This is a genomic window from Kosakonia sp. 1610 (genome assembly GCF_050435845.1).
In the GTDB taxonomy this organism is placed as follows: domain Bacteria; phylum Pseudomonadota; class Gammaproteobacteria; order Enterobacterales; family Enterobacteriaceae; genus Kosakonia; species Kosakonia cowanii.
The window spans coordinates 34,006-46,076 of sequence record NZ_JBNDKZ010000008.1; the positions used below are offsets into that span (position 1 = coordinate 34,006).

Sequence of the window (12,071 nt, forward strand, 5' to 3'; positions counted from 1 at the left end):
CTTTGCTGGGGTGAAATAACAATAAGCCATCGGAAAATTCCTAACAAGAGGAAAATAATACCTGTACGTGAATATATGATATCGATCATACTTTCTTGCTGCTGTTCATCTGCTGGTGTGATGAGCGTCACGACGCTTTTTCACGCAGTCGTCAACCTGTTTACCGGCGTAAAAATGATGACCCGGCTAAAGCCTGTCTCTCAGCACGATCGCCGCAAGTGTGCTGATTTTTTGCTTTAGTTGCCTGAAAATGCAGCAGCAGATATTATTTTGCACTGCGGAATTTGACTTAAATTCTGCAGAAGTTTACAAAAGATACCGCCTTTCCCCTATCCGACTTGCGTCTTTGCGGTTTTCGTCCAGGCTTGCCTTTCAGGCGCTGGAAAAATAGCAAAAGTTCGCCCGGTTCAGGTTTGCGCGCCACCGACGTTTCTATAATTTGCAGGCATCTGTGAGTGGAGTATCGAATGTTCTCTTTTGTCGCCCGCCAGGCGATTTTTGATGCAAATATGAACACAGTCGGCTACGAGTTGCTGTTCAGGGACAGTATGACCAACCGGTTTCCTGACGTCACACCGGAGTACGCCACTGCGCAAATTATTGTTGAACAGTTTCTTGGCGCACCGCTGGGGCGGTTAAAAGAGTACAGTGCGATTTTCGTCAACTTCCCCTATGAACTGCTGGTACAGGGAATGGCGGAAACGCTGCCGAAAGATCGGGTGATTGTTGAGATCCTCGAAACCGCCGAGCCCACGCCGCTGCTGCTGGAAAGCATCAAAAAACTCTCCGCGCAGGGTTTTCGCATTGCGCTGGATGATTTTGCGCTCGGTGATACGTGGAACGACTTCCTGCCCTTTATTCACATTATCAAATTCGACGTGCGCAATAATACGCCGGAGGAGATTGGCGGTTATATCAAGGGCAAAGCTCATCTACTGCGCAACACGCTGTTTCTCGCCGAAAAGGTGGAGACCCAGCAGGAGTATGAGTGCTACAAAAACCTCGGCTGCACCCTTTTTCAGGGCCACTTCTTCAGCCGCCCGGTGATCCATGCGGCGAACAAGCTGATTCAGAACCAGGCAATCACCCTCCGGCTAATGAAAGAGGTGAATGCCGATAAGCCCGATTTCACCCGCATCGAGGCGCTGTTAAAACAGGATCTCGCCCTCTCCTTCAAGCTGATGCGCTATGCGCAAAATATTGTCTTTAACGCGCGCGGAATTAAAAACGTCCGCAGCCAGTCGTTAAAAGACATTATTTTTTATCTCGGTGCCAATGAGCTGCGCCGCTTCGTGCTGGTCTCCTGCCTGACCTCGGTAAATAAAGAGGAGATTGGCGAGATCTATCAGCAGAGCCTGATACGCGCCAGGTTCTGCGAGCTTGCCTCGTCACACTCTATTACGCGCCACTCGGCGGATGATGCCTTTATCGTCGGTCTTTTTTCGCAACTCGACAGCATTTTTGAAATGCCGATGGCCGATCTGATTTGCCAGATTGATATTTCCAACAATGTGATGATGGCGCTGAAAGCGCAAAAAGGGCCGCTCTATCCCTATTTGCGCCTGATTGAGCTGTATGAAAACCATCAATGGGAAGAGGTGAGCGAGCTCGGCCATCGCCTCGGTTTTCATCGCGGCACGGTGGCGGAGCTGGTCAAAACCGCGACCGAATGGACGCAGGCGATCCCCTCAACCCGCCGCTAATTTTAGTTTCTGCGTCAAAAGGCCGATGTAATTAGCAGAACGCATCCCTTTGGACGAACACGATGGAATCACTCTCGGTATATGGCTACCGCCTCGGCAACGATCATGAGGTGGAATATCTGCCGTTTAAAAAACGCCTGATTAACTACGCTTCGCCGGGTAAGGCTGACTATTTACGCGCGACCATGGCCAACCTGCTTCACTTTCTGCTGACGCACGCCGTCGGTCGCGTGGTGGCAGACAGAACGCTGCAAACTCAGGTGTGGGAAAACAATGGCCTGAGCTGCTCCAGCCAGCGGTTGTGGCAGGTGATGAATAACCTGAAGCGTAAGCTGGCAGCGTTTGATCTGCCTGAGGATTTTATTCTGCGCGTCGAAGGTAAAGGCTACCTGATCCCCGAAGAGAAAGTGCTGCAACTCTACTGCCGCCAGACCTTTTTTGCCGCCGGTGAACACGCCTCACGTGCGGGCGTGACGCGTTAATGGCTGACGAAGCCCCCTATTTTTATCCGCCTTATCCGGCCATTTATGCTAACGTTGTGCCGCCGCAGGCGATGCGGCGCCCTCCACTCCCCCTGCTGGCAAAATTGAATGAGGCTTTATGAGAATTGGTATCGCGTTTCCCGTGCTGGTATTTATTGTCGCCGTGGCATTTCTGACCTGGTTTATTGTCGGCGGCTACGCCACACCGGGCGTTTAATATTAAGAGGCCTCCCGGCTGCGTTATTCAATACCGCGCATCACTGGTCGTTCAACCACTTTAATTTGTGATCCTGCTCGCCTTTTGGCGGGTGTAGAATGCCGGGCACGCAAGTCCACCGGAGCAGTTAATGAATATCATCGAAATCATCATGTCGGCGGGTCGGGTATCCGTAGATGTTGCCCTTTATACTCTGCTGCCGATCATGGTGGTGATGCTCATCATTATGAAGTACCTCGAGGAGAAGGGCGTACTGGACGCGATTGTCCGCCTCACCTCCCCGGCTCTCAAACCTTTTGGTATTAGCGGAATGGGCATTTTTGCCCTTATTCAGCTTAACTTTGTCAGCTTTGCTGCTCCGCTCGCCGCGCTGGCGATTATGGAGCGGCGCGGAACCTCCGATCGTCATCTCGCCGCCACGCTGGCCATGGTTTTTGCCATGGGCCAGGCCAATGTCTTCTACCCTCTCACCCCCTTTGGTCTGCACTGGGGCGCGGCGATTGGCATTTCGCTGATTGGCGGGCTGGCAGCTTCGTCGTTTACCTACTACCTTGCCGGTCGCAGGCTCTCCAGCGCCACGCTGCGTGACGAAGAGGGCGAGCTTTCGCAGGAGAAGCCGCGCGCCGGGCTGATTGCGGTGATTAACGGCGCGGGGGCAGATGCGATTCGCTTATCGCTGGGCTCACTGCCCATGCTGCTGCTGTCGCTGACGGTGGTCGGCATTTTAAAAGCGGCGGGCGTGGTGGAAGCACTGACGTCGCTACTGACGCCGCTGATGTCTTTCTTTCACATCTCAACGGTCTATGTGTTGCTGACGCTGACCAAATGTCTGGCCGGCGGTACTGCTTACTTTGGCGTTGCATCCGAAATGGCGCAGCACGGCCAACTGACGGCGGCGCAGATTAACGCCTCGGCAGGCTTTCTGGTACAAACCCTCGATCTGCCGGGGATCGGGATTTTTCTCGGTATCGCCAGCCGCTTTGTACGCCTCTTCCGCTTCGCGCTTGCTGGGGCGATTGTGGGCATTCTGCTGCGCACGCTGCTGCACGCGTTACTGTTTTAGGAGGCCAGCGCCCCGTCACTGCGCATCGCGCTGTAGAGAGAGCAGAGCGCCTGCAGGCTTTTAGTGCCGGTGCGTTTCATCAGGCTGTTACGCTGCACGCTGATGGTCGTGGGGCTGACGCCACGGATACGGGCAATGTCGTCAAGGGAGTGACCGCCGAGGATCAGCCGCATGATTTGCTGCTCGGCGCGGGTAAACTTGAAGCTGTCGTGGCGATAACCGGGCGGACTATTCTGCCTGGAGAGCATGTTCATGACGGCCAACGCCTGACGCAGCTCGTCAACCCGCAGATTCTCCGCAAGGCAGAGTTTTACCATCCCCGGGAAGAGCAAGCTCAGGGAGTCAAAATGGCGCTCGGCGGAGATAAAAATCGCATAGTGCGTCGGCGGACGGGAGAAAAAGAGCCCGTACATCTCCACAATATCCATCCCGGCGGTGACATAAATCGCCAGTTCGCTACTCTGATATGGCTCGTTCCTCTCCTTACGCAATTGCCGGATGATTTGCTCAATACCAAAGATGAAAAGGCGATCCTTTCCGTAGAGTGTCATGATAGCTCCAGAGGTTATTATCTTATTTATCCTGCGAGGCGCGCAGGCTATTTTTTTCCTGAGTGTTAGGGATGTCCTGAATCAACGCAATATAGCTTCTTCACTTCGTTTAGGCTTCGTTTAACTTTCCGGAGTGTGAATTCCGACGCTACTTTTTTCCTGCGGCAGAGAATTTACGCCAGGAATAAATTTATTCCGCTTGTGGCCACCCATAAAAAAACCTGAAATCACAAAAGCCAGCAAAAATAGATAACTCATTGTTATTTATGAAGTTTAAAAGACCAGGATTATCTTTAAAAAAACTCAAAAATTAAAATAATCATGCATATCAAATGTTCGATCGCAGTCTCAAAACACTATTTCAAATTGTGTAAAAGTGTGTTCCACGAACTACTTTTTAGAGAGCATGTTTTACAGAATTTATCTCTGAAGAGCGCTAACGCTATTTAACACCGTATTTTGTGTGGTGAATCCCCCTCAGCGGCGGGGTCATGCTGATATACGTTCACGCTCAGTAACGTTTCATTTTTATGGACGGATTGGGGTTATCGGCCCCCAATTCACCGGGAGGCACCCGGCACCACACACCCATTTATAGTAAACAGGCTGGCATTTTTTATGCGGTAATTATCAATGCCTTATTATATTAAAAATCATTATTAAGCTTGCTAATAATTCCGGCTTAGATCCGGCTTTTTCATGCGAACCATGTTTATAACAACCGTCTGCGTTAATGCAGAGAACATCTTGTACCTTTGAGAAAAATAATAGGGGATTTTATGTTGCGCACATTATTAATAGCCACATTACCTTTTATCACTCTTGCTACCCACGCCGTCACCTTTGATTATCGCCACGAAATGAATGACAGCGGAGGGAATAATCACAAAGACCGCTTATTAATGTCTCACCGTTTCGCTAACGGCTTTGGTCTGTCGCTGGAGGGGAAATGGAAAGGCTCGCAGGATAAAGATAAAGCCTACCACGAGACCCTGAGTAACGGCACCGAAGTGGTGGCCAGCTATGTCTACAAGATCAACCCCACTTTCCAGCTGGAGCCGGGTTTCTCACTGGACAGCAGCTCGTCTGCTAACAACTACCGCCCTTACCTGCGCGGCAAAGTGAACTTTGACAGCGATGTTAGCGCGACCCTGCGTTATCGCCCCTATTTTAAGCGTAACTCCAATAATATCGGTACTAATAAACAGACCAGCGAGAACGGCTACAACCTGACGGCAGCGATCTCCTGGAAGCTATTTAAAGATTATCAACTCGATTATGAACTCGACTATAAACATGCCACCTCTGCGGGCGTGTTGATTGCGGATAACGAGAATTATGACTGGACCCACGATGTCAAACTGACCTATAAGCTGGATAAAAACTGGTCGCCTTACGCCGCGATTGGTAATGTTTCCGGCAGTAAATATACCGATGAACGCCAGACGCGTTATCGCGTTGGGGTGAAATATAATTTCTGATAACCGCATCGCTAAATAGGGGTTTCTCCTGAAGCCCCTATTTTTATAAGGAACAGCCTAATGATGAAAAAGAGCAGTGTTGCGCTTGCGGTAAGCATCGCGGCAATATTTTCAACTCACGCGCTGGCGCAAGAAAATGCGCGGCTGGAGAGTGTAAAAGCTTTCGCTGATGCGGTTATTGCTAAAGCCAGCGATAAACAGCATCCGGATGTTCCCCTGCTGGCCGATGGCGTCGATCCGCGAACCGGCAAGCAGCTGGAGTGGGTCTTCCCGGATGGCAGAAAGGCGGTGTTGTCGAACTTCTCTGCGCAGCAAAATTTTATGCGCGTGCTGTTTGGGTTGAGTGAGTTAACCGGTGATGCAAAGTATAAGAAACGTGCGCAGGATAATGTCCGTTACTACTTCCAGCATTATCAGGATGAGAGCGGGTTACTGCTGTGGGGCGGGCATCGCTTTATCGATCTCAATACGCTACAGCCCGAAGGACCGAGCGAAAAAGAGCAGGTGCATGAGCTGAAAAATGCCTATCCCTGGTATGCGCTAATGTTCTCTGTCGACAAAGCGGCGACGGCGCGTTTTATTCGCGCCTTCTGGAATGCACATGTTTATGACTGGAAGATACTCGAAACCAGTCGCCACGGTGAATATGGCAAACCAATGGGCAAATTATGGGCCAGCGAATTTGAACAGCAGCCGCCGTTTTTCGCCACCAAAGGGCTCAGTTTCCTCAATGCCGGTAATGACCTGATCTACTCTGCCGCCATGCTTTATCAATATGAGGGCGAACAAGGCGCGCTGACCTGGGCAACAAGGCTGGCAGAGCAGTATGTGCTGCCGCGCGATAAAAAGACCGGGCTTGGCGTTTATCAATTCACCCAGGCGCTGAAACGCGCTGAAACCACCGACGACAGCGATACCAATTCGAAGTATGGCGACCGCGCGCAGCGTCAGTTTGGCCCGGAGTTTGGCGCTGCGGCGCTGGAAGGCAACATGATGCTGAAAGGCAGAACCAGCACTCTCTACTCGGAGAATGCGTTAATGCAGCTGGCGCTGGCAAAATCGCTGGGCAATAAAGGGGATGACCTTAAAAAATGGACGCTGGATGGCCTGAAGGCGTTTGCCCACTACGCCTACGATGAGAAAACCAACACTTTCCGGCCAATGCTGGCCAACGGCACCGATCTCTCGGGTTACCACCTGAAGCGTGACGGTTATTACGGTAAAAAGGGCACCGAGCTGAAGCCCTACCCGGCGGGCAACGAATTTCTGCTCTCTTATGCCCGCGCCTGGACGCTGGCGCAGGATGATGAGATATGGAAAGTGGCACGCGGCATTGCGCGCGGCCAGGGGCTTGGCGATATTGGTGAACCGGGCGGGAAAAACAGCCAGCTCAATCTGCAGACGCAAAACAGCGAGCCGTACACTATTTTTGCGCTGATTGATTTGTCGCAGGCAACCGGTGATAAACGCTATCTCTCGCTGGCGGATAAGGTCGCCGACAATATTTTAGCCAGCAAACGGCTGAATAACTTCTTCATCGACGATCGCCGCTATGTTTACGCCAATATTGACAACATCGCCCCCTATGCCCTGCTGGCGCTGGAGGCCGCGCATCGCGGTAAGTCAGATGCCGTTGCCCCCTTCCTGAATGGGGCAGGTTTCACCGAAGGTGCCTATCTGATGGCGGATGGCAGCGTACGTTATTCCACTCGTGATGATGAGCTGTTCAAGTTGCAGGAAGGCGAGCAACTGAAGCCGAACGGCAAAAAGTAGAGAACGTTACTCCCTTTCCCCTTTACCGGCAGGCTGGCTACAAATGAAGCAGGTTGTGCTATTTTTGGGAGGGGCAAGAAGGGAGGACAGGGTATGAAGTTCAATGATGAGCTCACGGGACTCATTGGATTAGCCATTGGTGCAGCGGTGATTGGCCTGGTTGCGGCGCGCGAGCCTCTCAGTCGGGACAATATTGTGCGTGAAATTGAGCGGCAAGGACGGGACCGGGGAGATGGCGTTGAGGAAGAGGTGTTTCTCAAAGCCGCGGAGCTGGTCAGTAAAGGCGTGTAGCCACGCCCATTAATCACAACAGGCGAGTTTGCCACAGCGGCAAACTCGCCTGTTTGTTTCTATTTCACCGTACCTTTAATACCGTGCGGCTCCGCGCGCTGATACTGCGGCGCAATATTGACGGCACCGCCCAGTTTTGCGGCAGCGTGCCACGGCCAGCGCGGGTCATAAAGCATGCCGCGTGCCAGCGCCACCAGATCCGCCTCGCCTTGTTGCAGAACCGCTTCCGCCTGCTCTGCTTCGGTGATCAGCCCTACGGCAATAACCGGCATCTTTGTACTTTCACGCAGCGCTTTGGCAAACGGCACCTGATAACCCGCCTTTACGCTGATCTGCTGTAGCGGAGAGAGCCCGCCGCTGGAGACGTGCACATAGTCGCCGCCGGCCGCTTCAATCTGTTCGGTGAGCGCTGCGGATTGTTCGATATCCCAGCCCCCCTCCACCCAGTCGGTAGCCGACAGGCGGAGTCCGACCACAACGGAAGCCGGAACCGCTTCACGCACTGCGCGGAACACTTCCACGGTGTAACGCAGGCGGTTTTCAAGGCTGCCGCCATATTCATCGTCGCGTTCATTAGAGAGCGGAGAGAGGAATTGATGCAGTAAATAGCCATGCGCCGCATGGATCTCGATCACCTCAATGCCAAGCTTCACCGCACGCAGCGCGCTGTCGACGAAACGCTGCTTAACGCGCGCCAGATCCGCTTTGCTCATCGCGTGCGGTGGGCGTTCTGTTTCGTCATATGCCTGCGCAGAGGCGGAGAGTGTCTCCCACCCGCCCTCGTCCAGCGAGAGTTGCTTACCGCCAAGCCACGGCGCGCTGGTAGAGGCTTTACGCCCGGCGTGACCGAGCTGAATACCGATTTTGATCGGCGAATAGCGGCGGATATCGTCCAGCACCACGCGCAGCGCCTCTTCGGTGGCATCATCCCACAGCCCGAGATCCTCAGGCGAAATGCGCCCTTCCGGCTCAACGGCGGTCGCTTCAATAATCAGCAGACCGGCTCCCGAGAGCGCCAGGTTGCCGAGATGAATGCGATGCCAGGCGGTCGCTTTACCTTCGTCAGCCGAATACTGACACATCGGTGCGATCACAATACGGTTATCGAGCGTCACACGCCCGAGCGTCACTTCTGAAAATAATTTGCTCATATCTCATCCTTTTCCGGCTTCGTTCACTGCGCAATTGCAGGCATCCGCGCGCAGTAAAGAGAAGAAACTGTCAGCCAATTACCATAGCTTGTCTTTGGCGGGATGTGCCGTTAGCGGCAGGCTGAACAATATTCAGGCAATCAATGGTCTGGTTAACGTTATGAAAGCTAAGTTGAAAATAATTTTCCGAATTTGCGATAAAAGCACATATATCGCGATGCGCAGGAGGAGGATATCCCGCCGCAGAGAGGGTTATTATTGCCGTGAGTCATTTTTTAACCGCCTGCGCAAGGCAGAAGATCACCTGAATTTTTTCAGCATCAGCGCAACCATATAGCGATCTTTATTGCAATGGTGATTAAACGGCGGCGAGCAAATAACACAACTCTGGCAGCGTGAAGTATTAGTGCTGTCTATTGCGCATTAACCTGAGCCGTTTCGAAGCGGAGAAAGATCTGAAAGTAAGATTTTGCCGCTAAGTGAGAATATTCTCAGTTATGACGGATATAAGTGAAACTTTCTGTCGCTTATTGCGACGTCGTTGAACAAAGCGCATGCGCAATGTTTAAGTAATCCTACAGTGTCGCTGAAATCGCTGCCCTTCTAACCTATAAGCTATTTTCTTAATACTGCTTAAGCTTCAACCAGGGCTTAAGTTAAAAATAACCCTTAAATGACCCTGCCTTTATCAGGCCGCAATCTTACTAAATTTCTTAGTACAACAGAGCTACCCAACATCAAGGGTTGCAATTTCCTCACGCTATTTGATAAAACACATAATCCTAAGTTGATTTTTATCTCTTTATCACTAAAAATTAATTCCGATCGATTTTCATTTACCCGCACACGGAGTGACATCATGTCAGAAGCACTTAAATCGTTAAATAACATTCGCACCCTGCGAGTACAGGCGCGTGAAGTTACGCTCGAAACGCTGGAAGAAATGCTTGAAAAATTGTCCGTGGTTGTAGAAGAACGCCGCGAAGAAGAATCTTCTTTACGTAAAGAGCAGGAAGAGAAAGAAGCTAAACTGGCGGCATTCCGTCAGAAGTTGCTGGATGAAGGTATCGACCCAACCGAACTTTTATCCTCTTTGAAAGGTCAGGCGACTAAAACCAAATCTGTTCGCGCACCGCGTCCTGCTAAATATAAGTATATTGACGAAGACGGTACTGAAAAAAGCTGGACCGGCCAGGGCCGTACGCCGAAAGTCATCGCTAAGGCGCTGGAAGAAGGCAAAAAGCTGGAAGACTTCTCCATCTAAAAGGCAGGGCGATAATAATATCGCCCTCTTTTTTATCTGCTCTGCAACGTCCTCATCTCCTTTGCAAATACGGCATCACGCCAGTTTTTATCAGCATTGTGACAAATACCGCCTGTGCAGTTTTCCCGCTATCCCTGCCGTCAAAACGTTATATCGATAATGCAGAGCTCCGCTCACCGCTACGCGAGCGTGGTTTTTCGCTGGCACCTAATGAGCGCCAGGCTTCGCTATTGGTGATGATGATGGGCGTTACCGTGTCATAGCCCTCAGCGGCAATAGCCAGCAGGTCGAATGTCATTAATAGTTGTCCCTGTTTTACCACCTCTCCCGTTTGTACCTCGACGCAAAAATATTTTCCCGCCAGCTGTACGGTATTAATCCCGACGTGAATCAGGATCTCTGCCCCGGCGTCCGAGCAGATGCGTATTGCATGCCTGCTGGCATATGTGCTGGCGATATAACCATCCACCGGTGAATAAACGCGTCCTTCATCGGGAATAATTGCGAAACCCGGCCCAACGCTGCCAGTAGAAAAGACCCCATCATTGACCTGGGCAAGTGAGATCACTTCACCTGAAACCGGGGCGATAATTTGCTCCGTAATATCAGAAACCGGTTTCGCAGCAGGTGGAGGACGCTTTACTGCTATATTTTCCCGGTCCGGGGATTCACCCCAGTTCACCGGTAGCGAACTCTCCTCAATCCCTGTCAGCAGGATTAATCCCAGGCTGCCTACAAATGCGAGACTGCACGCAACAATATAGGTGATAAAGCCCTCGCCATAAAAAACCGGGATTGTCAGCAGCCCTGGCATTGCCATGGCGATAGCGGAATTTTTACCGTAGCCAACCATTGCGCCGCCAAAAGCCGCGACCACCAGCACGCATAAAAACATTTTCTTACGTTTTAACGTTACGCCATAAATAGCCGGTTCGCTGAGACCGAAAAGCGAAGGAATAATTGCGCTGCGGGTCAACGCTTTCAATTTACTGTTACGCGTACGCAGATTGACCGCCAGCAACATAGCGGAGCAGGCAAATATTGCCGGGCCGCACGCCGCCACCAAAAAACTCTGCTCCATCACCGAAATATCATTAATAAAAAGCACAATAAATGCCTGGTGAAGACCGAACAGCAGCAGCAGCGGCCAGGCGGCCGCCATTAGCGCGCAGGTAAAAATGGGGCTGACGTTATAAAGCGCGCTAAATAGCGCGCTAATGGCCTGGCTTATGCTTACTCCCACCGGAAAGAGGAGCAGTACGATTAAGGGCACGATAATAAGCAGCAGGAAACAGGGCGTCACTATCGCGCGTTTTGCCGCGGCAACATAGCGATCGATGGCCTGCTCAATGCGCGATATTAACCAGACGCCGACAATGACCGGGATCACCGCACCGCTACTGTTCATCACCCTGAACGGTAGCCCTGGAAAAGCCTCTTGTTGCCCGCCTGCCGAAATCCCCATGCCCAGCGGCGAAAGAGAAGCGCCCGCCATCGCGACGGCAATAAAGAGATTGGCTTTAAATTTACGCGCACAGAGGATAGCGAGAAATAGCGGCAGAAAGTTAAAAGGGCTTTCGGCAATGGCAAACAGGGTCGCGGCGCGTTGTCTGCCGGGGTTTAACCAGCCGGCATCGACACACATAATGAGAATGCCTTTCAGGATCCCGGCGGCCATCATGATCCCCAACAGCGGCATCGTTATATCGGCCAGACCATCGATCCATTTCATCAGTTGCGCGCAGCCCGCCCTTTCATGCTGCTCGACCTTTTTTTCATCACTTCTTAAACCGCAACGCACGCTCAGGGCGTGGAACACTTTCGCCACGCGATTGCCAATCACGACCTGTAACCGATCGCCTTCACTCACGACGGTGAGCACGCCATCCAGTGCCCTGAGCTCCGCCAGTTTGACTTTGCGATTATCGATAACGGTGAATCGTAAGCGCGTCGCGCAGTGGATTACCGTTACGACGTTACTTTCGCCCCCCACCATCCGCAGAATATTGTCTGCCAGAACCGTGCTATTCATTCTTCTTCTTCCGTTTTATCAAACAACCTGAAACGTCGTTTGTCGCCGCTGTCCGTTGACGAG

The 12,071-nt window shown here is 51.8% G+C and carries 11 protein-coding genes; 8 read left to right on the top strand and 3 right to left on the bottom strand.

The window, feature by feature from the left end:
* The first annotated feature begins 467 nt into the window (after positions 1-467).
* The 4 genes from ABIC80_RS18760 to ABIC80_RS18775 all read left to right on the top strand — a co-directional run bounded on the left by ABIC80_RS18760 (position 468) and on the right by ABIC80_RS18775 (position 3,465).
* Positions 468-1,703 (top strand): EAL and HDOD domain-containing protein, encoded by a 1,236-nt coding sequence (locus tag ABIC80_RS18760; protein ID WP_429178187.1) that lies wholly within the window; start codon positions 468-470, stop codon positions 1,701-1,703.
* Between the two features lie 62 nt (positions 1,704-1,765).
* The gene (locus ABIC80_RS18765) at positions 1,766-2,185 is read left to right on the top strand and encodes a winged helix-turn-helix domain-containing protein (protein WP_094419584.1); all 420 of its coding nucleotides are present in this window, start codon (positions 1,766-1,768) and stop codon (positions 2,183-2,185) included.
* Positions 2,186-2,303: 118 nt separating this feature from the next.
* Positions 2,304-2,402, top strand: a complete 99-nt coding sequence (locus ABIC80_RS18770; protein WP_042717833.1) for a YoaK family small membrane protein — start codon at positions 2,304-2,306, stop codon at positions 2,400-2,402.
* Positions 2,403-2,532: 130 nt separating this feature from the next.
* Positions 2,533-3,465, top strand: coding sequence for a nucleoside recognition domain-containing protein (locus ABIC80_RS18775; RefSeq protein WP_042717832.1), 933 nt, complete (start codon positions 2,533-2,535; stop codon positions 3,463-3,465).
* Here the strand turns inward: ABIC80_RS18775 and ABIC80_RS18780 are convergent.
* Positions 3,462-4,016 (bottom strand): helix-turn-helix transcriptional regulator, encoded by a 555-nt coding sequence (locus ABIC80_RS18780; protein ID WP_429178188.1) that lies wholly within the window; start codon positions 4,014-4,016, stop codon positions 3,462-3,464. The two genes, ABIC80_RS18775 and ABIC80_RS18780, sit on opposite strands and share 4 nt — an antisense overlap.
* A 779-nt stretch (positions 4,017-4,795) precedes the next feature.
* Here ABIC80_RS18780 and ABIC80_RS18785 point away from each other — a divergent pair.
* From ABIC80_RS18785 to ABIC80_RS18795, 3 genes are all read left to right on the top strand, one after another.
* On the top strand, positions 4,796-5,497 hold the full coding sequence (locus ABIC80_RS18785; RefSeq protein WP_042717828.1) for an oligogalacturonate-specific porin KdgM family protein: 702 nt from the start codon (positions 4,796-4,798) through the stop codon (positions 5,495-5,497).
* Positions 5,498-5,560: 63 nt separating this feature from the next.
* The gene (locus ABIC80_RS18790) at positions 5,561-7,270 is read left to right on the top strand and encodes a pectate lyase (RefSeq protein WP_429178366.1); all 1,710 of its coding nucleotides are present in this window, start codon (positions 5,561-5,563) and stop codon (positions 7,268-7,270) included.
* Positions 7,271-7,363: 93 nt separating this feature from the next.
* A complete protein-coding gene (locus ABIC80_RS18795; RefSeq protein ID WP_042717826.1) occupies positions 7,364-7,561 on the top strand; it encodes a hypothetical protein in 198 nt (65 codons plus the stop codon).
* 59 nt (positions 7,562-7,620) lie between these two features.
* Here the strand turns inward: ABIC80_RS18795 and ABIC80_RS18800 are convergent, their stop codons facing one another.
* Positions 7,621-8,712 (bottom strand): NADH:flavin oxidoreductase/NADH oxidase, encoded by a 1,092-nt coding sequence (locus tag ABIC80_RS18800; RefSeq protein WP_429178189.1) that lies wholly within the window; start codon positions 8,710-8,712, stop codon positions 7,621-7,623.
* 859 nt (positions 8,713-9,571) lie between these two features.
* On the opposite strand from ABIC80_RS18800, the gene ABIC80_RS18805 reads away from it, so the two are divergent.
* Positions 9,572-9,976: an H-NS family nucleoid-associated regulatory protein gene (locus tag ABIC80_RS18805; RefSeq protein WP_023479043.1), complete on the top strand. Its 405-nt coding sequence runs from the start codon at positions 9,572-9,574 to the stop codon at positions 9,974-9,976.
* 148 nt (positions 9,977-10,124) lie between these two features.
* On the opposite strand, the gene ABIC80_RS18810 is transcribed toward ABIC80_RS18805, so the two are convergent.
* Positions 10,125-12,008, bottom strand: a complete 1,884-nt coding sequence (locus ABIC80_RS18810; RefSeq protein WP_429178190.1) for a glucose PTS transporter subunit IIA — start codon at positions 12,006-12,008, stop codon at positions 10,125-10,127.
* Positions 12,009-12,071: the final 63 nt, after the last annotated feature.

What these genes read in the sequence shown, in the direction of transcription:
- ABIC80_RS18810 (WP_429178190.1), bottom strand. Translation starts at nt 12,008, where the DNA reads ATGAATAGCACGGTTCTGGCAGACAATATTCTGCGGATGGTGGGGGGC.
- ABIC80_RS18790 (WP_429178366.1), top strand. Translation starts at nt 5,561, where the DNA reads ATGAAAAAGAGCAGTGTTGCGCTTGCGGTAAGCATCGCGGCAATATTT.
- ABIC80_RS18780 (WP_429178188.1), bottom strand. Translation starts at nt 4,016, where the DNA reads ATGACACTCTACGGAAAGGATCGCCTTTTCATCTTTGGTATTGAGCAA.
- ABIC80_RS18775 (WP_042717832.1), top strand. Translation starts at nt 2,533, where the DNA reads ATGAATATCATCGAAATCATCATGTCGGCGGGTCGGGTATCCGTAGAT.
- ABIC80_RS18765 (WP_094419584.1), top strand. Translation starts at nt 1,766, where the DNA reads ATGGAATCACTCTCGGTATATGGCTACCGCCTCGGCAACGATCATGAG.
- ABIC80_RS18770 (WP_042717833.1), top strand. Translation starts at nt 2,304, where the DNA reads ATGAGAATTGGTATCGCGTTTCCCGTGCTGGTATTTATTGTCGCCGTG.
- ABIC80_RS18760 (WP_429178187.1), top strand. Translation starts at nt 468, where the DNA reads ATGTTCTCTTTTGTCGCCCGCCAGGCGATTTTTGATGCAAATATGAAC.
- ABIC80_RS18805 (WP_023479043.1), top strand. Translation starts at nt 9,572, where the DNA reads ATGTCAGAAGCACTTAAATCGTTAAATAACATTCGCACCCTGCGAGTA.
- ABIC80_RS18800 (WP_429178189.1), bottom strand. Translation starts at nt 8,712, where the DNA reads ATGAGCAAATTATTTTCAGAAGTGACGCTCGGGCGTGTGACGCTCGAT.
- ABIC80_RS18785 (WP_042717828.1), top strand. Translation starts at nt 4,796, where the DNA reads ATGTTGCGCACATTATTAATAGCCACATTACCTTTTATCACTCTTGCT.
- ABIC80_RS18795 (WP_042717826.1), top strand. Translation starts at nt 7,364, where the DNA reads ATGAAGTTCAATGATGAGCTCACGGGACTCATTGGATTAGCCATTGGT.